Source organism: Campylobacter concisus (genome assembly GCF_003048605.1).
Taxonomy (GTDB): Bacteria; Campylobacterota; Campylobacteria; order Campylobacterales; family Campylobacteraceae; genus Campylobacter_A; species Campylobacter_A concisus_BM.
Map to the genome: position 1 here is coordinate 119,832 of NZ_PIRX01000008.1, position 22,882 is coordinate 142,713.

At 41.7% G+C, this 22,882-nt stretch carries 21 protein-coding genes and 2 pseudogenes; 7 read left to right on the plus strand and 16 right to left on the minus strand.

Features of this window, described 5'->3' with window-relative positions; translation table 11 throughout:
- Positions 1–26: 26 nt before the first annotated feature.
- The 9 genes from fliR to CVS86_RS08110 all read right to left on the minus strand — a co-directional run bounded on the left by fliR (position 27) and on the right by CVS86_RS08110 (position 7,270).
- Positions 27–788 carry a flagellar biosynthetic protein FliR gene (fliR, locus tag CVS86_RS08065; protein WP_087582853.1) on the minus strand — a complete coding sequence of 254 codons (762 nt, stop codon included), beginning with the start codon at positions 786–788 and terminating at the stop codon, positions 27–29.
- An 89-nt stretch (positions 789–877) separates the two neighbouring features.
- Positions 878–1,522 carry an ABC transporter ATP-binding protein gene (locus CVS86_RS08070; protein WP_002941236.1) on the minus strand — a complete coding sequence of 215 codons (645 nt, stop codon included), beginning with the start codon at positions 1,520–1,522 and terminating at the stop codon, positions 878–880.
- Positions 1,522–2,586, minus strand: coding sequence for a translation elongation factor Ts (tsf, locus tag CVS86_RS08075; protein ID WP_107791553.1), 1,065 nt, complete (start codon positions 2,584–2,586; stop codon positions 1,522–1,524). The genes CVS86_RS08070 and tsf overlap by 1 nt, the downstream gene beginning before the upstream one ends.
- The gene (gene rpsB / locus CVS86_RS08080) at positions 2,586–3,374 is read right to left on the minus strand and encodes a 30S ribosomal protein S2 (protein WP_085658056.1); all 789 of its coding nucleotides are present in this window, start codon (positions 3,372–3,374) and stop codon (positions 2,586–2,588) included. The genes tsf and rpsB overlap by 1 nt, the downstream gene beginning before the upstream one ends.
- A gap of 190 nt (positions 3,375–3,564) precedes the next feature.
- Positions 3,565–4,704, minus strand: a complete 1,140-nt coding sequence (gene iadA, locus CVS86_RS08090; RefSeq protein ID WP_107791555.1) for a beta-aspartyl-peptidase — start codon at positions 4,702–4,704, stop codon at positions 3,565–3,567.
- Between the two features lie 10 nt (positions 4,705–4,714).
- Positions 4,715–4,924, minus strand: coding sequence for a hypothetical protein (locus CVS86_RS08095; protein WP_002941393.1), 210 nt, complete (start codon positions 4,922–4,924; stop codon positions 4,715–4,717).
- On the minus strand, positions 4,914–5,633 hold the full coding sequence (locus CVS86_RS08100; RefSeq protein ID WP_107791556.1) for a polyphenol oxidase family protein: 720 nt from the start codon (positions 5,631–5,633) through the stop codon (positions 4,914–4,916). Before CVS86_RS08100 ends, CVS86_RS08095 begins: the two co-directional genes overlap by 11 nt.
- A gap of 10 nt (positions 5,634–5,643) precedes the next feature.
- On the minus strand, positions 5,644–6,258 hold the full coding sequence (locus CVS86_RS08105) for a riboflavin synthase (RefSeq protein ID WP_103569892.1): 615 nt from the start codon (positions 6,256–6,258) through the stop codon (positions 5,644–5,646).
- A gap of 103 nt (positions 6,259–6,361) precedes the next feature.
- Complete coding sequence (locus CVS86_RS08110) at positions 6,362–7,270, minus strand: AraC family transcriptional regulator (protein ID WP_107791557.1); 909 nt, start codon at positions 7,268–7,270, stop codon at positions 6,362–6,364.
- Between the two features lie 181 nt (positions 7,271–7,451).
- On the opposite strand from CVS86_RS08110, the pseudogene CVS86_RS10280 reads away from it, so the two are divergent.
- The 3 genes and pseudogenes from CVS86_RS10280 to CVS86_RS08125 all read left to right on the plus strand — a co-directional run bounded on the left by CVS86_RS10280 (position 7,452) and on the right by CVS86_RS08125 (position 10,141).
- Positions 7,452–8,515, plus strand: a pseudogene (locus CVS86_RS10280) (alpha/beta hydrolase).
- Positions 8,516–8,559: 44 nt separating this feature from the next.
- Complete coding sequence (locus CVS86_RS08120; RefSeq protein ID WP_107791558.1) at positions 8,560–9,708, plus strand: iron-containing alcohol dehydrogenase; 1,149 nt, start codon at positions 8,560–8,562, stop codon at positions 9,706–9,708.
- 80 nt (positions 9,709–9,788) lie between these two features.
- Positions 9,789–10,141 (plus strand): annotated as a pseudogene (locus CVS86_RS08125) (cyclophilin-like fold protein).
- 737 nt (positions 10,142–10,878) lie between these two features.
- On the opposite strand, the gene CVS86_RS08135 reads toward CVS86_RS08125, so the two are convergent.
- From CVS86_RS08135 to gpmI, 7 genes are all read right to left on the minus strand, one after another.
- The gene (locus tag CVS86_RS08135) at positions 10,879–11,721 is read right to left on the minus strand and encodes a YwqG family protein (RefSeq protein ID WP_107791559.1); all 843 of its coding nucleotides are present in this window, start codon (positions 11,719–11,721) and stop codon (positions 10,879–10,881) included.
- Between the two features lie 11 nt (positions 11,722–11,732).
- Positions 11,733–12,587, minus strand: a complete 855-nt coding sequence (locus CVS86_RS08140) for a CbrC family protein (protein WP_107791560.1) — start codon at positions 12,585–12,587, stop codon at positions 11,733–11,735.
- Positions 12,588–12,790: 203 nt separating this feature from the next.
- Positions 12,791–13,726 (minus strand): acetyl-CoA carboxylase carboxyl transferase subunit alpha, encoded by a 936-nt coding sequence (accA, locus tag CVS86_RS08145; protein ID WP_002941254.1) that lies wholly within the window; start codon positions 13,724–13,726, stop codon positions 12,791–12,793.
- A gap of 1 nt (position 13,727) precedes the next feature.
- Positions 13,728–14,939 (minus strand): beta-ketoacyl-ACP synthase II, encoded by a 1,212-nt coding sequence (locus CVS86_RS08150; protein WP_021088583.1) that lies wholly within the window; start codon positions 14,937–14,939, stop codon positions 13,728–13,730.
- Positions 14,940–14,973: 34 nt separating this feature from the next.
- Complete coding sequence (acpP, locus tag CVS86_RS08155; protein ID WP_002941395.1) at positions 14,974–15,207, minus strand: acyl carrier protein; 234 nt, start codon at positions 15,205–15,207, stop codon at positions 14,974–14,976.
- Between the two features lie 86 nt (positions 15,208–15,293).
- Positions 15,294–16,037 (minus strand): 3-oxoacyl-ACP reductase FabG, encoded by a 744-nt coding sequence (gene fabG, locus CVS86_RS08160; protein WP_021083753.1) that lies wholly within the window; start codon positions 16,035–16,037, stop codon positions 15,294–15,296.
- A 36-nt stretch (positions 16,038–16,073) separates the two neighbouring features.
- Positions 16,074–17,537 carry a 2,3-bisphosphoglycerate-independent phosphoglycerate mutase gene (gene gpmI / locus CVS86_RS08165; protein WP_107791561.1) on the minus strand — a complete coding sequence of 488 codons (1,464 nt, stop codon included), beginning with the start codon at positions 17,535–17,537 and terminating at the stop codon, positions 16,074–16,076.
- A gap of 79 nt (positions 17,538–17,616) precedes the next feature.
- Here gpmI and mraY point away from each other — a divergent pair, with 79 nt between their 5' ends.
- The 4 genes from mraY to CVS86_RS08185 form a co-directional block, all read left to right on the plus strand.
- Entirely contained in the window at positions 17,617–18,681 is a 1,065-nt protein-coding gene (gene mraY / locus CVS86_RS08170) for a phospho-N-acetylmuramoyl-pentapeptide-transferase (protein ID WP_021086091.1), read from the plus strand.
- 3 nt (positions 18,682–18,684) lie between these two features.
- Positions 18,685–19,200, plus strand: a complete 516-nt coding sequence (locus CVS86_RS08175; RefSeq protein ID WP_107791562.1) for a hypothetical protein — start codon at positions 18,685–18,687, stop codon at positions 19,198–19,200.
- Between the two features lie 4 nt (positions 19,201–19,204).
- A complete protein-coding gene (gene murD / locus CVS86_RS08180; protein ID WP_107791563.1) occupies positions 19,205–20,422 on the plus strand; it encodes a UDP-N-acetylmuramoyl-L-alanine--D-glutamate ligase in 1,218 nt (405 codons plus the stop codon).
- A 149-nt stretch (positions 20,423–20,571) separates the two neighbouring features.
- Positions 20,572–22,882 (plus strand): hypothetical protein (locus tag CVS86_RS08185; RefSeq protein WP_107791564.1); only part of this gene is annotated, 2,311 nt, incomplete at its 3' end.

Genomic DNA, 22,882 nt, shown 5'->3' on the forward strand with positions numbered 1-22,882 from the left:
CTATGATAAATTTCATTGCTATTTTCTTAAAAAAACAGAGCCGGCAGATCATTTATCACTTTTAAAAGTAGGTCACTCATGATCTTCATAATGCCTGCTAAAATGGCTATCAAAACAGAAAATCCGATCGTCACTTTAATAGGATAGCCGATGACTAGTAGGTTAAACTGCGGCATCGTCTTCATCAGCATGCCAAAAATGGAGTCTGAGAGCAAAGAGAGGGCAATGATAGGAAATGACATGATAAAGCCAAACATAAACAAATTTGTAAATAAATTTATCGCATAGCTCATGATGCCAGGGCGCGGATAAAAATCGCCAAGAGGCACAACAGCAAGCGAGCTAGCGTAAAACTGAAGGAGCAAATGGTGACCATCAAATGCCAAAAATGTTAGTAGCGCGATGAAATTTATAAGGTTTGCGATGACTGGAGAGTTTGTGCCAGTTTGTGGATCAAGCACCGACGCCATCGAAAAGCCCATGACCATCGATATTTGCTCGCCTGCCATTTGAAGTGTGGCAAAGATGATGGTTAGCATAAGTCCTGCACTAAGACCCAGCATAACCTCGCCCAATATCTCGCCGATTAAGAAATTTATAGAGTTTTCATGAGCTTTTGAGATGGGAAATAGCACGACGCAAAGAACAAAGACTAAAAGCGTTTTTACACTAAGAGGAATTTGATTGTGCGAATAAAATGGAAAAAAGACGATGAGACCGCTTAGGCGTGCAAACAAAAGCATAAAAACTATTGCTTTATCGGCTCCAAAAAATTCTACTAGTTCCATTTTGCTCTTTTAAATTTTTTACTAATTTTACAAAATTTTACTTTGTTTTTAAATTTAAGCGGTCGTTTTTAAAAATTTGAAGCTAAATTTTAAGAAATTTGCACAAGCTCTTTGTTCTCAAGCTTGTATGAGTTGTCGCATTTCGCGGCTAGGTCGTTGTCGTGAGTGACTAGAACAAGGGCAGCATTGTTTTCATTTATATAGTCAAATAAAACTTGCATCACTTCATTTGCTGTTTGCTTATCAAGGTTGCCTGTTGGCTCGTCTGCAAAGATGATCTTTGGCTTTTTAGTAAGCACTCTAGCGATACTCACACGCTGCTGTTGACCGCCACTTAGCTCGCCAACTTTTTGATTTATCACACTTGAAATTTTAAGTGCTTCAAGATCATTTTTTTCTATATTTTCGCCAGACAAGATGCTTGCAAGCTCGATATTTTCATAAGCGCTAAAACCTTTAAAAAGATAGTGCGACTGGAAAATAATGCCAAAATGAAGCCTTCTAATGGCCAAAAGCTCGTTTTGAGAAAGCTCATAGATCGATCTATCTTGGTAGATGACCTCGCCAAAATTTGGTTTTAAGAGTGTTGAAAGTATGTGTAAAAGCGTTGATTTGCCACAACCGCTAACGCCGGTTATAGCAATGCTTTGTTTTTGATTTAGAGTTAAATTTATATTGTTAAAGAGCGTATAATCATACGCAAAGCCTAGATTAGACGCTCTTAAAATTTCCATTAGCCTATTTGAGCAGCAACTTCTGCAGCAAAGTCATCTACTTTTTTCTCTAAGCCTTCGCCAAGCTCGAAACGAACGTATTTTACGATCTCGATCTTGCCGCCAAGCTCTTTGCTCTTCTCTTCGATAACTTGTTCTATAGTCTTTTTATCGTCCATTACATAAAACTGACCTAAAAGTGTAAGGCGTTGGTCAAGCACTGTGTTGTCAGCGTAAAATCTCTCGATCTTACCAGGGATGATCTTATCCCAAATTTTCTCAGGTTTGCCCTCAGCTTTTAGCTCTTCTTCGATCGCTTTTGTAGCTTTTGCAAGCTCAGCCTCACCTATCTGGCAGCGGCTAGCATACTCAGGGATGTGGTGAAGTGGCTTACCTAGGCGTTTTAGCTCTTCATTGTCTTTTTCGAGTTCAGCGCGAAGTGCGATAAATTCTTTCTCAACAAAATCTTTATCAAGGTCTTTGTAGCTTATAACACTTGGCTTCATAGCAGCTGCATGCATACATAAATTTCTTATAAATTCAGCTGCTTTATTTGCAACTTCAGCACTTTCGCAAGCTGCACCGATAAGTACGCCAACACGGCCATTTGAGTGAACATAGCCATTTACCACACCCTTGTCATCAGCGCTAATAGTCTCAAAGCGGCGAACTACAAGGTTTTCACCGATAGTTGCAATCTGAGTTTTGAAGTACTCTTCAAATTTAACGCCATTTAATGTGCTTGCATTTAGCTCTTCAACTGTCGCTATGCCACTTGTTTGGATGTGGGCTGTTGTGTCTTTTGCAAGTGCTTGAAACTGTGGGTTTCTAGCAACGAAGTCAGTCTCAGAGTTGATCTCACTAATAGTTGCTTTTTTGCATTTTGAGCAAACTTCAACGCTTACTAAGCCCTCGCTTGCAAGGCGGTCAGCCTTTTTAGCAGCTTGACCTAGGCCTTTTTCACGAAGGATATCAACAGCTTTTTCCATGTCGCCATTTGCTTCGCCAAGTGCCTTTTTGCAGTCCATCATGCCAGCTCCGGTTGATTCGCGGAGCTCTTTTACCATTTGTGCAGTTATTTCCATTACTCTTCGTCCTCGCCAAAGTCTTCTTCGCTCATAGCCTCAGCTACAACTGCGTCCTTCTCATCTTGGCTTACTTCTTCGCCAGCAGCTTGCTCGCCACCATCTTGCTCTAGAAGTGATTTGCCCTCGTTGATCGCCTCAGCCATCTCTTGGCAGAAAAGCTGAACAGAGCGGATCGCGTCGTCGTTTCCTGGGATAGGATAATCAACAACGTCAGGATCGCAGTTTGTATCTATTGGTGCTACAACTGGGATTTTTAGGCGGTTTGCCTCTTGAACAGCGATCTTTTCTTTAACTGTATCAACAACAAATATCATATCAGGTAGGCTTTTCATATTGCGGATACCACCTAGAGTTGCGATAAGCTTCTCTTTTTTGCGGCGAAGCATCAAAGCCTCTTTTTTAGTTAGTAAATTTATCGAACCATCTTCTTCCATAGCCTCGATAACTTCTAGTTTGCGGATAGACTGGCGGATAGTACCGAAGTTTGTCATCATACCACCTAACCAGCGGTGATTTACATAAGGCATTCCACATTTTTCAGCGTACTCTTTTATAGCGTCGATAGCTTGTTTTTTAGTACCGACAAATAGCACTGACTTGCCTTCAGCAGCTGCGTCACGAACGATGTTGTAAGTGTAGCGGAAGTAGCGGATAGTCTTTTGTAGATCTATAATATAGATACCTTTTCTCTCGCCAAAGATAAATTTTTTCATTTTTGGGTTCCAGCGGCGTGTTTGGTGACCAAAATGTACGCCACACTCTAATAAATCTCTCATAGTTACCATGAGTTTCTCCTTGTTTTAGGCATTTTGCCTTGAATTTAGTTTTATCCTCCACGACCATAAATGCTCTCGCACAACCAAATTTAGGATTGTCGTGTGTGAAATAAAGCTTGGATTATATTGAAACTTGGCTTTATTGAAGCTAAATTTAAAGATTTCTTTAGCTACAAATAAAGCTAAAATTTTGCCAAATTTACTCAAAAAAACCTTTTTTAACGACCTTTTCGTCCTTGACACAAAACTCGCCTTTTGCGATCACGTCATATAAATTTAGCTCCTCGTCAAAGACACAAAGATCAGCGTCATTGCCCACTTTTATCTCGCCTTTTTGGCTTAAATTTAGATATTTCGCCACGTTTTTACTCATCAAGGCCAAAGTATCTTTTATATTTAAAATTTTATTTCTCACTAAAGCTTGCAATACCTCTAAATTTGACGCACATGACGCACAGCCATATCCGATAAGTTCGCCATTTTCGTTAAATTTAGGCACACTTCCGTTTCCGTCTGAACTCATCGTTAGGCGCTCTAAATTTAGCCCATTTTCAAGGCCATAAGCCACCACCTCATGAAGCGGGGCAAATTTACTTCCACCGCTTGTGATATCGACGTTTCCGCCCATTTTTTGAAATTTCAAAGCCTCGTTAAACAGGTCTTTTGTCCTAGCGCAGTGTGTCGGCGAGAAGTAATGAACTGGGAATTCGTACTCTTTTATCACCTTAAAGACGTTGTCAAATTTCTCGCTCAGTCCGCCCATGTGCATGTGAAGCACGCCGCCTTTTTTAGATACCATGCCGCCTATGCGAATTTTGCTTAGGATTTTTATCAGCTCCTCTTTTGAGACGTAGCTGCCGCGGTTATCGGTCAGTGCGATCTTGACGCCGATCACCTTGTCGATTAGTATGAGGTCCTTTGCGATGTCGCCTGTAAATGTCACACAGGGGCTTGCATACGAGCCGGTGTGGATGAAGGTCGAGATGCCCTCAAACTCGAGCGCTTTTGCTTTTGAGTAGAGATTTTCCAAGCTTCTAGTGACCCCGTCAGTCCCCAAAACGCCAACAAGCGTCGTCGTGCCGTACTTTACGATCTGACTAAGCGTGATCTCAGGCGTTCTTGAGTGATATCCAGCCTCGCCGCCACCACCCGTGATATGCACGTGCTGATCAATGAGACCTGGAGCTAAAACCTTGCCTTTTAGGTCGTAAATTTCTAGCCCTTCTACGCTAAAGCTTAGTCCCTCGCCGATAGCTAAAATTTTACCGCCACCTACCAAAACATCGCACTTGCCAAGAAATTTTGGCGTGTATAGATTAGCATTTTTAAGCAAAAGCATATTTTCTCCTTTATTTGCTAAGTTGTACTTTCTCTTCTATCTCCATCAATTTTATAAAAATTTGCTCGATATTTTCCCTATCCACGGCACTTAGCTCCATCTTTTTTGAGCTAAGAAGCATCTGCACAAACTCCTCGTTCATAAGCTGCTCAAAGCCCAAATTTCTAGCGTTTTGAGCTATTTTTGCCGCTAGCGGATTTTTAAAGCTCTCATATCCCATTTTTATCCTTAAATTTCACTGCAAATCCGCAAAATCTACCGCACACGCCGTCTCTTCGGTACGAAAAATATCTCTCATCGCAGTGCGTGCAGACCTCACTAAAGTTTAAATTTTTAACCCCAAGTGCGTTAAATTCATCTCTCAAGGCTGCGTTCATATCAAAATTTCTACCTATCTTATATGCGTTAAATTCCCCAAGATCAAGCTCACCCACCTCGTAGCAGCCACCTTTTATATTTGCTCCGACAAAGACGCTCATTTCATCTGCTTTTGAGCCAAATTTCTCGCTCATGAGCGTAACTGCTTTTGTGCAAATTTTTAGCGTCACGCCGGCTCTTCCTGCATGAGCCACGCAGATCACGCCACGCTTTTCATCTATCATCACGACAGGCGAGCAGTCCGCCACCAAAACGCAGACGCCCACATCACTTAAATTTGTGACCACAGCGTCGCACTCTGGCAGCTCGTCGTCCTCGTTTTCAAGGACAAAAACCTTGTCCGAGTGTATCTGCTTCATAAATTTAAGCTGCCTAACGCCCAAATTTTTAGCCAAAATTTCTCTATTTTTGATGACATCTTTTGGCTCATCGCCCACGTGGTCACCTAAATTTAGCGAGCTAAATTTACCCTCGCTCACGCCGCCAAGCCTGTTTGTAAAGCCAGCAGTGATGCCATTTTTATCAAAAACGATCTCTAAATTTTCACGCATATTCGCTCGCTTAGTAAAGGCTCGAAATTCTCTCGACCTCATCCCAGCTAAGGCCGCCATTTTGCTTAGCTTCAAGCATTCTAGCCACATAGCGAGCCAGCAGGTCGCTCTCGATATTTACGCGTCTGCCGACCTTGAAAGTGCCAAAAAGGCTATCTCTAAATGTGATGGGAATGATAGTTAGCCTGATGCCCTTTGGCAAAATTTCATTTATCGTAAGGCTCACGCCCTCAACGCCCACCGAGCCCTTGTTTGCCATAAGAGCCATCGCCTCACGTGGCAAGTCTATGTAAAAATCAACGCCGTTTTCATGCTTTTTTATAGCCGAGATCACGCCGATAAAGTCGATATGTCCTTGCATCAAATGCCCATCCACACGCTCTCCAAGCTTCATCGCTGGCTCGATATGCACCAAGCCACTTAAATTTTCAACCGCGACATTTGCCCTGCTCTCTGCGCTTAGCTCCACGCTAAAGCCATCATCGTATAGTTTTATGACACTTAAGCAAGCGCCATTTACTGCGATGCTATCGCCTAAATTTGGGCGAAATTTAGCCCTTAGCCGTAAAACATTTTGCGAGTAGCTAATGACCTCGGCAAGCTCCCTGATTAAGCCATTAAACATATTTTGCCTTTAAATTTTTTAAGGATTTTACTAAATTTTGCCTAAATTTGGCGCATGGATAGATTTGCTAGTTTTGTGAAATTTAAACCACACTAAAATAAATTTATGACGCCACGCTAGAGCGTAAAATTTCGCTATGAACTTTGGGCGGCATGCCAAACATCCTTGCGTATTCGCGGCTAAACTGCGACACGCTCTCATATCCCACGTCAAATGCAGCCTGCGCAACGCCGATATTTTTATTTACGAGCAGGTTTTTAGCCTCTTCAAGGCGGATCTTTTTTTGAAAGGCTACTGGGCTTAGCGAGGTTACGATTTTGAAGTTATGATATAGCGAAGACTCGCTCATATCGCACTCTCTAGCGACATCTTTCATGCTTAGCTTTTGCGAAAACTCGTTTTTTATCTTTGCTACGGCTTTTGAAATTTTATTTGAAACGCTACCTTGCATCGCAAATTTACTTAAAAAATAGCCGCTTTTGTCGTTTGTTGCGAGCATGTAAAGTATCTCTTTTTTAGCAAGGTCTGAGAGAAATTTGACCTTATCTTTTGGCTTTTCTAGTAACCAAACAAACCTCAAAACAGGCTCTAAAATCTCATCCGTTAGCTCGCCAAAAAATATACCTTTTTCGCTTTTTTGTAGGCTCTGCTCTTTTACATCCACGCCTTTTAGCACTTCATAGACCTCATCTAGGCTAAATTTAATGCAAAGCGAGATGTAGGGCTTCTCTTTTGAGGCGTCTGTTAGGCTTACATTTAAGGGCACATGAGTAGAGGCTAGCGCGTAGGTTCGCTCGTCATATCCATACATCTCATCGCCAAAGCCGATTGCCTTTGCTCCTTGCAGTATTATGCACAAAGACGGCTCATAAACCGTGCTGATAAAATCATGCGTTTTATCACTGATATAAAAGTCAAGCGAGCCAATGTTGCTTTGCGTAGATCCCACTATGCCGTATCTATCTAATAAAAACTCTTTTGTCTGCTCTTTTAGTAAATTTACATCAGCCATTTTCGCTCTCCGCCAAGTCAAATTTTGCAAGATTATACAGCTTTTTAGAAATTTTGCAGGATTAGGCATGAAATTTAGAGGATCGTTCTAACGTAAAATTTACAATACAGATATAATGCATCACAATAAAACAATATTTGAGACAAGCAAAAACCAAAGCTCGCCAAAATATCAAAAATTTATGTCGGCGCTTGTAGCGTCAAGTTTTATTTTAGGAGGCAATTTAGTGGCTAGCACAAACGTAGCAAAATCACCGCTAGAGGCGGTATCGATGGTAAGCGAGTGGGACAAAGTTTTCGCTAAAAGCGATAAGGTAGATCACAAGAAAGTTAAATTTAAAAATCGTTATGGTGTTGAGATAGTAGGCGATCTTTATACGCCTAAAAATTTGCATGGCAAAGCAGCTGTGATCGCAGTTAGCGGACCTTTTGGCGCAGTCAAAGAGCAATCAAGCGGCCTTTACGCCCAAACTTTAGCCGAGCGCGGCTTTATCACGCTTGCTTTTGATCCAAGCTACACCGGAGAGAGCGGCGGCGAGCCAAGAAATTTAGCAAGTCCAGAGATAAACACTGATGATTTTAGTGCGGCGGTGGATTTTCTAGGCACCCAGAGCAATATAGACCGAGATAAAATCGGCATTTTAGGCGTATGCGGCTGGGGCGGTTTTGCTCTAAACGCAGCTCTTGCCGATCCTCGCATAAAGGCGGTTGCAACCAGCACGATGTATGATATGACGCGAGTGATGGCAAAAGGCTACAACGATAGCGTGGGCGCCGATGAGAGATATGAAACTAAAAAGAAGATAGCCGAGCAACGCTGGCTCGATCTCCAAAATGGCAAACCAGCATATACAGGTGCTGTAATGTTGATCCAAAAAAGATAGACGCGAGCACGCCGCAGTTTATAGCTGAATATGCGGACTATTACCGTACACCACGCGGCTATCACAAACGCTCTGTAAATTCAAACAGCGGTGAGAGCGGCTGGACCAAGACAAATCCTATCTCGTTTATAAATATGCCAATCCTTGCCTACGCAAGCGAGATGAGAACTCCAACTCTTATCGCAGCCGGCGAGAAAGCGCACTCAAGATACTTTAGCGAGGACGCCTTTAAATCTCTTGGCAACAAAAATAAAGAGCTAGTTATCGTCCCTGGCGCCGTGCATACAGATCTGTATGATAATAAAAACAATAAGATCCCATACGATAAATTTGAGGAATTTTTCAAAGCAAATTTGAAATAAACCGCTGCCCCTGCACCTTGCGGGGGAATTTAAAAAGGAAAAAAATGGAAAATTTTACATTTTATAACCCAGTAAGAATAGAATTTGGCAAAGGCAAAGAGGCTCATATCGGCGAGTATATGAGAGAATTTGGTGCTAAAAAAGCCCTTGTGCTATACGGTAGCGAGCGCGTGAAAAAGAGCGGACTGCTTGGCGTAGCTACCGATAGTCTAAAAGCAAATGGCATCGAATTTACTGAGCTTGGCGGCGTGAAATCAAACCCGGTGCTAAACAAAGTAAATGAAGCGATCAAAATAGCCCGTGAATTTGGTGCTGATAGCGTGCTGGCTGTTGGCGGCGGCTCGGTGCTAGACTCTGCAAAGGCAGTCGCTGCCGGAGCTAAATACGATGGCGACGTGTGGGACTTTTTCGTAGGTAAAAATCCGGCCGAGTCGCTCATGGTATTTGACATCATCACGCTAGCGGCAACTGGCTCTGAGATGAATCAAAACGGCGTCGTGACCAACGAGGCGGCTAAACTAAAGCTTCATCTGGGCGCTCCGTGCCTTTTCCCAAAAGTATCTGTCGTAAACCCACAGCTACAAGCCACCGTCAGCCGCGACTATCTAGTTTATAGCGCAAGCGACGTTATCGCACACAGCATCGAGGGCTATTTCACAGCTACAAACTATCCGCTAATCGCCAGAATGCAGGTAGAAGCAAACATCAAAACTATCATCCGAACGACCGAAATTTTACTTGCAAACCCTGATGACTACGACGCTAGAGCTGAGTTTGCCTGGGCTGCGACGATGGCGCTAAATGGCATAACTATGGTCGGTACTTCAGGCATCGAGTATCCAAACCACATGATCGAGCATGCGATGAGTGCGGTAACAGACTGTGCGCACGGAGCTGGACTAAGTGTGGTTATGCCTGCGTGGATGAAGTGGTATAAGGATAGAAATTTAGGCGTATTTGAGCGTTTTGCGAGAGAAATTTTTGGGCTTAAAACGGCAGATGAGGGCATAGAGGCGCTAAAAGCGTGGTTTGACAAAATAGGCACTCCAACAAGTCTATCGCAGCTAAAGATAGATAGCGAGGCGCTTATAAATGAGATCGCGGGTGTTGCCTATGAAAACGCAAAGGCGTGGGCGATGCAAGGGCTCTATCCAAAGAAAAATATCGTCCAAATCCTTGAACTTGCAAAATAAATTTAAAGTGAGTCAAAATGAGAAAAATTTTAGCCATCTTTATGCTTTTTGCGGGGTTAAATTTGGCAGCAGGAGAGAAAATGCAAAATTTAAAGATAATCCTAAAGAGCTCTAACGGCGAAGCGACGGCTATCCTAGACGATACGGCAGCAGCAAGAAGCTTTGCCGCACAGCTACCGCTAACACTAAATTTAGAGGACTACGGCGGACACGAAAAGATCGCTAAGCTGCCAAAACCGCTTGATACAAGGGGCGCTCCGAGCGGCAGCGACGGCAAAAAAGCGAGATCTCCTACTTTGCTCCGTGGAACAACTTTGTCATCTACTACGGCTACCAGCCATATTATGAAGGCATCGTACGCTTGGGGGTGATCGAGGGCGACATGAGTTCGGTCGTAAAAGACGGGCAGATCAAGATCGAGCTAGTAAAATAATATAAATTTTAGGATGCTTGAAAATCTTGATCAATAAAACTAAAACGCTCAAATTTTAGTTAAAAAAGGCAACTGCTACCCACGCAAGATGAGTGATAAAATTTTTGCAGACGTCTGCCTAAGATCACGCTGCTTTTTGGTGCGACACCTTATGCAAACGCAGGAGCAGCGCTAGTGCATTTTCCGCGCGGAGTTCGCACGGCGCGGCATACACATCACGCAGGGCAAAATTTACACTGGCGCAGCGGACAGCAAAAAAACGTGGATAAAGCATTAAATGAAGAAAAATGCGAAATTGATCAAAAATTTATCTTTGATTTTGGTATATTTTATTTGCCAATGACGATAAAAAGAGCTTTTGCAATAAAATGAGGCACTTTGTGCAACAGGACTAACTTTTTAGTGGTTGCACCAAAAAATTGCGAGTATAGCTAAAAGATTGCAAAAATTCACTCAAAGAGCGAGATGATTAGCGAGCAGAAATTTAAAGAACATAAGGGTACTGGAAATTTTAGTGATGAGCCGCTAGCTTGGTAGCAAAAGTCACTTGCAAGGCAAATTTAGCTGGCGGTAAATTATAAAAAATTTAAATTTGATCTAGCCAGTATAAATTTCATCTACCATTTGCCTTTAAATTTACATATTCTAAACGCGAAATTTATATGGCTCGCCAAAAAAACAGCAATAATAATTTTACTACCAGACGCATATCAAAAGCTTTTGGCTAATTTTCGCCCCTAACTTGTCTGCAAAACTAGCCACGTCTTGCTAAAGTCGCGCGCCGCCAGGTCGTTCCTCTTTATCCACAGATAAACTCTACCCTCTCCGTCCCAGTCCATGTCGCTATCCCAGTCGCTATCTATCTGCAAAAGCAGTTGCCACTGGGCGGCATTTTTCTCAAACTCAGAGATATTTGGGTGGTGATAAGCGCTACCATCGCCGCAGTCAAGGCCATTTGTCACGAGCTCGCACTCTAGCTCCATGCCATCTTGAATGTTGTCAGAGTGACCAAGGAGCTTGTTTTCTTTGGCCTGCCAGCTTGGCTCGATGATCTCGTGATATGCCTCCCACTGCTCCTCGCTGAATTTGCCAAATGGCACGAGTGAGCTTTGCAAACTTGGCAAATTTTGCTCGTTTTTAAAGCTAAGAGAGCGTACGCCAAATGTGAAATTTCCGCTATCCATGTTTTGGCGAGCAAGCTGGTCTTGAGCTGCCTCACTAAACATCACGGCAAAGCCCTTTTTATCAGCAGGGTCGTAACCCCAAATGCGTAAATTTATATCATAAAAAAGATATAGAATGCCACTTTTTGGTAGTAACCCGTCGGTGTCAAATTTGCTAGCTTCAGCAAAATTTATCTGCGCTATAAAGCTAAGCGCGCCGTTTTCATTTGAGGGCCAAGGCACATTGGCTGGCAGATCCGGCTGTCCGCCAAATTTAGACGCTCCAACAGCGATATCACCGTCATCTCTAGCCTGCGCATCTATCTTTATAGCATTTTTAGCCATTGGCTTTAAGAACTCAAAAAGCTCATCCAAACCGCGCTCTTTGCAGCCTTTATAAATTTCATTTAGATCCATATTTTTCCTTTTTAGCAAGCATCAATGTAGATGTGATACTTTTTGCAGTGCAAGCAGCGAAACAAATACCCAGCAAAATCGCCACCCGCTACGAGTAGCTCGCGAGCCATTTTCACGTCGTAATCGTCCCTTTTTGCGTAGTCCGCAAAAACCTCGTCTGCGATGCCAAGCTCCTCAAGCTCCTTCGTGCCAACATCACCCAAAAATGCGCAATAATCATCACAGCACGCCACCCAGTGCTCGCCCTGCCAGCTCTCATAGCCAGGTGTTCTATTAAAAAGCTCATCATCTTTTTTGGCGTCATCTGTGGTAAGCTTGTCGGCGCCCTGCACAAAGGTAGCATCAAATTTCTTGGCAGCTGCGCCATTTGCGATGCAGACTGGGCAAAGATAGGTGACATCTTGCTCGCTGTAGATGCCATTGTTATAATAAATTTCTGTGTTTTTGCCGCAGCACTCGCAAATGACACTCATATCATCTTTAAATGCACCAGTTTTTAATGGCTCTGGATGATAGCGAAATTTTGGCAAGGTGGCAGCCTTTGCCTTTTGAGCTAAAATCTGCTCTTTGCTCTTTGGCCTTGGCACCGCCCATTTGTCGCCCTCATCCAAAAACTGCGCAAGATAACCAAGCGTTTTTAGCTGCTTCTTGTCGTTTTTGTCATGTATCTTTAAAAGTAGCTCGTAAGCACTCTTTTGCATAGACAAAAGCTGATAAAGATCTACCAGAACTTTCTTTGCCTGCATATCCTCGCTTGCTTCAAGCTCTTCTTTGAACTGATACAAAGCCTCCACGCTCGCCGCATTGCCGTTATTTTTGTAGTAATCTTTTGAAAGATTTATATATTTTTCTTGAAATTTATCCACAAATAGCCTTTATGAAATTTGCTAAGAATTTTAGCTTTAAACACTTAAAAGTCGCATAGATGAGTTATTAAAATTTAAAAGAGTGGGATAAAAACATAAAATCGTTTAATTTTTAAAATTTAAAAAAAGGCACATTAAATTTAGTGTCAAGGAGAGCCGCAAGCAAATTTACTTAAATTTCAACTCACTTGTGACTATAAATTCTACTCTTCGTAAGCCCCGATAGAGAGGATTTTGTCTATTCTTTTTGCGACAAGCTCGTTTATATCAAGCTTCTCAAGCTCGGCTAGCTCTGAGATGAAGTAGTTTGCAAGTGCTTTTGCGGCACCGTCTTTATCTCTATGAGCTCCATTTATCGGCTCGTTTATCACGTCATCTATAAGCGATAAATTTTTTAAGTCATCAGCCGTTATCTTCATAGATTTTGTAGCTTGCTCTTGTTTAGCTGGGTCATTCCAAAGTATCGCTGCACAACCCTCTGGCGAGATGACTGAAAAGACAGAGTTTTTCATCATAGCAAGTCTATCAGCCACACCAATAGCTAAGGCGCCGCCACTTCCACCTTCGCCGATAACGACAGCTATTATTGGAGTTTTTAAATTTGCAAATTCAAATAAATTTCTAGCTATGGCCTCACTTTGACCTCGCTCTTCAGCGCCAACACCAGGATATGCGCCCGGAGTGTCTATCAAAAATAAGATAGGTAGGTTAAATTTCTCAGCCAATTTTGCTACACGTAAAGCCTTTCGGTAACCCTCCGGATGAGGCATACCAAAATTTCTTTTTAGTTTATTTTTAGTACCACGACCTTTTTGCTCACCTATAACGACAGCCTTTTTGCCTCCGATATAGCCGATGTAGCAGACTATTGCTGGGTCGTCGCGAAATGCCCTGTCGCCATGGATCTCATAGCCATCAACTAAAAATGAATTTATATAATCAATAGCGTATGGCCTATCTGGGTGACGAGCAAGTTGTAAACGTTGGTATTCGTTTAAATTTTTATATACTTTTGATATCTCTTTAGATAGGTTCTTATTTAAAATTTCAACAGCATGTTCATCGCCTCTGATCTTAGCATTTGCTATATCTTCATCAATCTGCTTTATGCTCTTTTCAAAATCTAAATAATTTGACATCTTAATCCAACTTTTTAAATATCACGACGCCGTTTGTTCCGCCAAAGCCAAATGAGTTACTCATAACAGCTTTTATATCAGCTTTTCTAGCTTTATTTGGAACGTAGTCTAGATCACAGTCTGGATCTGGCGTTTCGTAGTTTATCGTTGGAGGGATGATGCCATCTCTCATTGCCATTATAGATATGACAGCTTCGATCGCACCAGCACCGCCCAAGCAGTGTCCGGTCTGACCTTTGGTTGAACTAACTGGTGGGCACTTATCACCAAAAACAGCCTTTAATGCAGCTGTCTCATTTTTATCATTTACTGGTGTTGAAGTACCATGCGCATTGACATAGTCTATCTTTACGCCTTTTGCCATATCAAGTGCTTGCTTCATCGCGCTTAATGGACCTTCAAGTGTTGGTGATGTGATGTGGTGTGCGTCTCCGCTCTCTCCAAATCCAACTACTTCAGCGTAAATTTTAGCGCCTCTTGCAATAGCTGACTCATACTCTTCAAGCACAAGTGCGCCAGCGCCCTCGCCCATTACAAAGCCATCGCGGTTCGCATCAAATGGCCTTGATGCCTTACTTGGCTCATCGTTTCTTGTTGATAGCGCTTTCATCGCTGCAAAACCACCTATGCCAACACCGCAGATGGTTGACTCAGCACCGATAACTAGCATATTTGTTGCTTGACCGATCATTATGCATTTTGCAGCTTGTGATATCGCATGAGTGCTTGCCGCACAAGCTGTTACACTTGATAAATTTGGACCTTTTAGTCCGTGATTTATTGAAACTATGCCACCTAGCATATTTACAAGTGCAGATGGGATAAAAAATGGCGAAATTCTCTTTACACCTTTTTCAAAATATGTGATTGAGTTTTTCTCAATATTTGGCAAACCACCTATACCAGCAGCTGAGCTAACACCAAATTTATGAGCATCAAACTCCTTAAAATTTGCATCAGCCATAGCTTCGTTAGATGCTTTTATGCCAAGCTGTATGAAACGATCTACTTTTTTCACCTCTTTGCCGTCTAAAATGCTATTTGGATCAAAATCAGTTATCTCGGCAGCAATTTTAACAGGGAATTCGCTTACATCAAAGCTCGTGATCTCTTTCACACCTGTTTTACCCTCGCAAATAGCCTTAAAAGAGCTCTCTTTATCAAGACCAAGTGCGTTTATCATGCCAATACCAGTTACAACGACTCGTTTCAATACATCTCCTTAAATCAAACTATGCAAATTTAAATTATTTGCCTAGTTTTTCTATATAATTTACAACGTCTTGAATGCTTACTAATTTCTCTGCTTCGCTATCAGGAATTTCTACTTCAAATTTCTCTTCTAAAGCCATAACTAGCTCTACAACGTCAAGTGAATCAGCGCCTAAATCTTCGATGATTTTAGACTCTAGTTTTACCGCTTGTGGATCTACGCTTAGTTGCTCTACAACTACGTCTCTTACGTCTTCAAATACTGCCATTTAAGGTCTCCTTATAAAAAATGTCTGTTATCTTATAATATTTACGCTTTTATTTATTTTAAATTTCAAAACTTGTTGAAATTTCATTACATGTAAAGTCCGCCGTTTATTTTTAGCGTCTCGCCAGTCACGTAGCTTGCGTGATCACTTAGTAAAAATGCAACCGCCTCAGCCACCTCGCTAGCACTGCCAAAGCGTTTTAGCGGGATATTATCGCTATAAGTTTTTTTAACCTCATCACTTAGTCCATGCGTCATATCAGTCTCGATAAAGCCCGGAGTTACGCTGTTAAAGCGGATATTTCTGCTTGCGCCCTCTTTTGCAAAGCTCTTACTCATGGCGATTAGTCCGCCCTTGCTGGCTGAATAATTCACCTGTCCAGCATTTCCCATCTCACCAACGATAGATGCGACGTTTACGACTGCTCCAAAGCGCTTTTTACTCATCACTTTTAAAGCCTCTCTACATCCTATGAAAGCTGAAGTTAAATTTGCATTTATCACATCTGTAAATTCGCTAGTTTTCATTCGAAGCGCTAGCTTGTCATTTGTGATACCAGCGTTATTTACGAGGTAGCTTAGCTCGCCGTCGCTATCGACTATCAAATTTATACCTTTTATAAACTCATCTTCGTCTGTTGCGTCAAATTTTATCACCGCAGCCTTGCCGCCATTTTGCTCGATCTCAGCTTGCAAAGCGTCTGCTATCTCAGGCTTTGAGCGGTAGTTTATCCACACTTTTAAGCCCATATTTGCAAGCGTCTTTGCGATCTGTGCGCCGATACCTCTGCTTGCACCTGTTATTAGCACGTTTTTTCCGCTAAATTTCATAGATTCTCCTTATAAATTTTACTTATATTATCAAATTTAAAATAACGCCTCGTCCATTTCAGCCGGGATCTCAAGCCCCATGAGCTTTAAAACGCTAGGCGCGATGTTGTTTAGGCCGCCATTTTTTAGCTCTTTTACACCATCAGCCATCACAAAGCAAAAGACGTCATAGGTCGTGTGGTTTGTCAATAGCTCGCCGCTGCTATCACGCATCTCTTCGCAGTTTCCGTGATCGCTCGTGATGATCATAGCGTAGTTTTTCTCTTTTGCCTTGGCGTAAATTTCTCCAAGAGCCCTATCCACTGCCTCAACCGCCTTTATAGCGGCCTCGTAGTTGCCAGTATGCCCTACCATATCGCCATTTGCGAAATTTACCACTATAAAGTCTTGCTCATCATCCATGCCCTTTAGCACGGCTTTGCAAACCTCAGCAGCACTCATCTCTGGCTTTTCGTCGTAGGTTTTTACTTTTGGACTAGGGATTAGCACCCTCGTTTCGTTGCTGGCTAGCTCCTCGACGCCACCATTAAAGAAAAATGTTACATGCGCGTATTTTTCAGTCTCAGCCGTGTGAAGCTGCCTTAGTCCAGCAGCTGCTATGACCTCGCTTAGAGTGTTTTTTATCTTTTTATTTTTAAAGAGTACTTCAAATTTAAAATTTGCGTCGTATTCGGTCATGGTGATTAGATTTTTGATAGCAAAAGGGCGCTCAAACTCGCTAAATTTCTCTTCACCCAAAGCCTGACAAATCTCTCTTGCCCTATCATTTCTAAAATTTATTACGATCACGCCGTCATCTTCGCCCATGCCACTAAAGCCATTAAAGCTTGCTGGCTTTACAAACTCATCTGTCACGCCCTCATCGTAGCTTTTTTGTAGATACTCGCTTGGTGCTAGATCGCTTAAATTTGCCCCATTTACTAGGCTATCATAGGCCTCTTTTACGCGCTCCCAGCGTTTATCTCTATCCATTGCGTAAAATCTGCCACAAACGGTCGCTACCTTAAATTTAGCCTCTAAGCTTTTTATGAAATTTAGGCCGCTATTTGGGCTAACGTCGCGTCCGTCGGTGATAGCGTGAGCAAAAACTTCGCAGCCATTTTTGCTAGCAAGCTCGCACATGCCATCAAAATGCTCCAAGTGAGAGTGCACGCCACCGTCGCTATAAAGCCCTATGACGTGAATTTTTTTGCACTTTTTAAAAAGAGCCTTTAGCGCTTCATTTTCTGCTACTGAGCCGTCAGCAAAGCCGCGTGAAATTTTGACCAAATTTTGATATAAAACTCGCCCACTTCCTATGCACATGTGCCCTACTTCGCTGTTTCCCATCTGCCCTTCAGGTAGCCCCACAGCATTTCCAGAGGTTTTTATGAGTGAGTTTGGAATTTCTTTAAAAAATTTATCGTAGTTTGGCTTTTTTGCCGCCTCAAATGCGTTAAATTTGCCATTTTTGTTTGAACCAATGCCGTCAGTTATTATAAGTATAGTTTTTTGAGCCATTTTTAAATTTTATCCTTAAATTTAGATAATTTTTAAGGCCATTATACTAAAATTGCTTTTTTTTAAAATAAAGGCCCCTATGTTTTACTATATCTACGAAATTTTAAATTTTAATATCTTTCAGTATATCACCGTTCGCGCTGGCATCGCGTTTTTCATAGCATTTATCTTGACAGCTTATCTGATGCCTAAATTTATCGCCTGGGCAAAGGCAAAAAACGCCGCCCAGCCTATCTACGAGCTCGCGCCACAAACTCACCAAAAAAAGGCCAAAACGCCAACCATGGGCGGACTTGTCTTTGTTTTTACTGCAGTCATCGCCACGATCATCTGCGCTAGGCTTGATAACGCTTTCGTGCTAGCATCGCTCTTTTGCCTAGTTTGCTTCACTTTGCTTGGCTACAAGGATGATTACAGCAAAATTTTAGGTGCAAAAAACCACGCCGGCCTAAGCCCAAAGGCAAAGCTCTTTTTTCAGTTTCTAATCGCCTTTTTACTCGCAGCATTTTTATATATCAGCAAAGAGCTAAACACCGAGTTTTACCTGCCATTTTACAAGCAGCCCATCTTTGATATGAAAATTTTTGCCATTTTCTTTTGGACGCTGGTCATCGTCGCAGCCTCAAATGCGGTAAATTTAACAGACGGACTTGACGGACTTGCCGCGGTGCCATCGATATTTTCACTTCTAACTCTTGGCGTTTTTGCCTACATCTGCGGTCACGCCGTTTTTAGCTCGTACCTGCTTTTACCAAAGATCGCAGGCGTTGGCGAGAGCGTCGTCGTAGCCTCTGCGCTCATTGGCTCGCTCATGGGCTTTTTGTGGTTTAACTGCCATCCGGCTGAAGTCTTTATGGGCGATAGCGGCAGCCTAAGCGTTGGCGCTTATATCGGTTTTATGGGCGTTGCGACCAAAAACGAAATTTTGCTCATCATCATCGGCCTCATCTTTGTCGTTGAGACGCTAAGCGTCATCTTGCAGGTGGGTAGCTTTAAAATTTTCAAACGCAGAATTTTCCTCATGGCGCCTATACATCACCATTTTGAGATAAAAGGCTGGGCGGAAAATAAGATCATCGTGCGCTTTTGGATCATCGCGCTTTTAGCAAATTTGATCGCACTAACGGCGCTAAAGATCAGGTAGATCATGCGAGCGCAGATAGAGCCTGACTTTGAGAGTGTTAGAAAAAAATATGATGAAATTTTGGAGCAAATTTTAGCCTACACCGACTTTTGCGACGAATTTGGCGATGAGGACGGCGAAGAGTACCACAAAGTAGAAGAGCGTCTAGCACAGATAAGCGGCAAAGATATGAGTAAATTTAGCCTACACGAGTGGTGGGAGGCTGAGGGCGCTGAAAATCTCGCCTTTGACATCGCTTTGCCAGAGCCAAAAGTGGTGGCTGATATAACAAAAGACGAGCTTAGGCAGATCGTGGAGCGTATGTTGGCGCCTGTGCCTAAATTTGATGATGATTTTTTAGAGGCATTTTATATAAGAGTAAAATTTGCCTGCAAAGGCGCTTATTTTGCAGAGTTTTTGAAGCTAAATTTTGCTGATACGTTTAGATTTGAGCTCTTTGAGCGCCGCGAGATAGAGGGCGTGATGCGTGAGCTAAGTGCTAATGAGATAGTAGAAATTTTATGGGGCAAAAGAGGATAAAAGCATGAGGAAATCACTATTTGGCTATGGTGGCACGACAAAAGCTATCGCTAAAAACTTCGTAAACGACGGCTTTTGGGATATCTATGATGATAAATTTAGCGAAATTTCAAAAGATGAGTTTGGCAACGCTCTTTTGCCAGTTAGCGAATTTGACCCCGCAAAAAGCGGCCTAGAGATACCAAGCCCAGGCATCCCACCTCACCACGAGCTTATAAAAAAAGCTAAGAATTTGGTTAGCGAATATGACTATTTTTATGAAATTTACAAGGCGCATTTGCCATTTAACATCTGGATAAGCGGTACAAACGGCAAGACGACGACTACAAAGATGATGCAGCACCTGCTAGAGAGCAAAGGCTCTGTCATGGGCGGAAATGTCGGCATCGCGCTGGCAAATTTAGACCCTCACGCTAAAATTTGGATACTTGAGACTAGCTCATTTACGCTTCACTACACAAAGCGCGCCAAACCGGGAATTTACGTGCTTTTGCCGATCACGCCAGACCATCTAAGCTGGCATGGCAACATGAGCGAGTACGAAAAGGCCAAGTTAAAGCCACTTGCTAGCATGAGTGAAACTAGCGTAGCGATCGTGCCTGAAATTTACGCTGGTACGCCGACCAAAGCCAAAGTGATCGCATATAAAGATGAGAGCGATTTAGCTAAATTTTGCGGCGTAAATTTGAACGATATAGCCTTTAAAACGCCGTTTTTGCTTGATGCGCTACTAGCACTTGCGGTTGAGAAAATTTTATTTGACCGCTGTGATGTAGGGCTTTTAAACACATTTGTCATCGAGGCAAACAAGCTTGAAGAGCTCACCGACAAGATGGGGCGAACCTGGGTAAACGACACAAAAGCGACCAACATAGACGCCAGCATTCAAGCCGTAAAACGCTATAAAGATCACTTTATGCACCTGATCTTAGGCGGCGACGACAAGGGCGTTAGCATGGATGAGCTCTTTGAGAATTTAAAGGGTCTTAAGGTCAAAATTTACGCTATCGGCTCAAACAGCGACAAGCTTATGAATTTAGCTGCTAAATTTAGCGTACCTGCCCTAAAATGCGACTTTTTACAAAACGCTGTAAATGAGATAAGTAAAGAGCTAAAAAAAGGCGAGATAGCGCTTCTAAGCCCAGCAGCTGCGAGTCTTGATCAGTTTAAGAGCTACGCTGAGCGAGGAGATAAATTTAAAGAGTTTATAAGGGCTCTTTGATTTTAAGCTATTTTTTAGATCTTGGCGTTTTGTCTAAATTTTGCTACCAAAATTTAAAGAAAAAGCAAAAATTTTCTCTATAAGAGTTTTTTATTGAATACTTTTTAAGTTTATGCTAATATTTGGCGAAAAAATTAAGGAAGAATTTTATGCCAATTACCCCTAGAAATGATGCAACTTTTAAAGAAAACTTAATAGATATCATCAAACTATCATATAGTGCCGACATCAATAAGCCTTTCATCTCTGACGACAAGCTACTTATGGGCTATAGCTTTAGTCTAAAAGACGATCTAGACGCGATATGTACTCAAATTTATGGTGCCAACAAAGCAAAAGTGATAGAGGCTATTAGAAAAACAATAACCGACACTACAACTAAAACCGTGGTTTCAAAAATAAATACAGAAAAGCTTTTTAACGATATAAATAATGCTGCAAAGGTCGCTTACGGCACAGAGTTGCCTGAGTTTAAATTTAGCCAAGACGAGCAGTTAAATGCCATATTAGAGTCAAAACTAAAGCCACTAGTGGCTGATATAAAAGAGAAGCTAAGGGGCTCGTCGCTTGCAAATTTAGAGGAGGTCAAACTCACTTCATCTGGGACATCTAATGTCTCAAAAGAGCATGTAGCACTCCTAGCCTTGCTTCACATAAGTAGCAAGAAAAATATCGACCCAGCCTTAGCAAGCTATATCAAGAGCAAAAGCCGCTTTAAAGCGTGGTTTTGGCTAGCTCACGAGAGCTTTAGCGGTGACAATCCACACAACCTTAAACTTTTAAGAAAAAAGATCTCAGCTCAGTTTGGCCTTTACGAGTCAGACGAAAACAACAAAGCTCTAAACGACACGTCTAGCGCAGCTAGCATGGAGCGCGTCAGCTTTGGCGAGTGCATAGATATCTTTACCCACCTAAATATCTCAAAAGCTATGTATGTCACAAAAGACAAAAACGGTAAAGAGCACAAAGAGGACGTCACTCACTTAGAATTTATGCAAAAAGATGAAGAGAGATCAAACAGCACCGCTTCAAAGTGTGAGGGGCTATTTAAGCCATTTGCTGGTAAGCTAAATTCTCTTTTGAGCTCTGAGACATCAAAGAAATTTGAGACCGAAAATATCTACTGCGTAAATTTAACCTCCTCTTCTACATATAACGCTTCAAGGATAAATAAGCTCTTAAAAAGAAGAGAAGAAGAGCTTTATAAGCAAGAGGATATGCTAATACTCTGCCCTATCAAGACGGCTACTCCTATTAGGATATTTCAGCCTAAAAAGAGCAACTTTACCATAGTGTTAGCTAGCCAAAGCGAATTTGACTGCAGCGAGCTAAACCCAAAAGAGCTAAACCCTAGCAGACCAAACTATGGCAAGCTAAATTTATGCGAACTAATACTGACTGACTTTAAATTTGACACTTACGAGAAAGAGAACAATGGTACTTCATCTGATAGAGATATCAAATTTAAAAATGCAAAGACCAAGTCAGATAGTGTGATACTTTATAAAGAAAACGATGATGGCAAAGATGATAAAAACAAGACAAAGGGTGCTTGCTTTACTAGCATAAGACAAAGTAGCGATGAGATAGAGTACAAGCTAGAAGATGGTGTTGTAAAGATGAGCCACTTTAAGCTCCCCTCATCTAAAGATGAATATCTAAATTTCAACCTTCTAAATTTCGCTAAGGAGAATAACTTTACCCTTAGAGATGATAAAGACTCAGCCATGTTTGATATGAAGCTTCGTCTAGCTCTTGGTAATAATGCAGAACCTACATCAACATCTAGCTCAAGCCTAGCTCTAACACTAGATAATCTCATCATTGAAAACGAAAAAGGTGAAGCTAGTGATATAGATAAGGTATATCTTCACCACTGCGGTGATAAGAGTATATATGAGAGCAGCTCTTTAGTTAAAAATAAAGACTCAGATATGAAAAACTCATATAGGGCTACATTTAATATACCTATAGATAGAAATGATAAGAAAGATACTAAGCTTATAGTCTATTCATCTGATCTAAGTAAAATTTATGATACTAAAAGCATACATGCCTACACTGGTACAGCTATCATATCTATAGGATATAAAGATAAAAGTGGTAGTAGCTTTAGCTATACAAACAAGGTATCTTTAAGAGATATAACAGATCATATAGTAAATGTAGTATCTGATAGCCAGTATCCATTTAAGACAAATGAAGAGATAAGCCTAAAGGCTATATATAAACAAGAAAAAGGAGACAAGAGGTATAAAGAGGTACTTTGGGGATATAAGGTGATAAAAACCATAGAGTATAACGAAGTATCTAAATCAAACCCAAAAGATGTAGTAGCCTTAAAAGATCAAAAGGGTAAAGAGATAGCATTTAAAATTTCAGATGTTATAAAGAAAGATGATCTAGATAAGCTAAAGCAAGGTGGTCATACTATAGTATTTTTTGCATATCTTGAAGGAG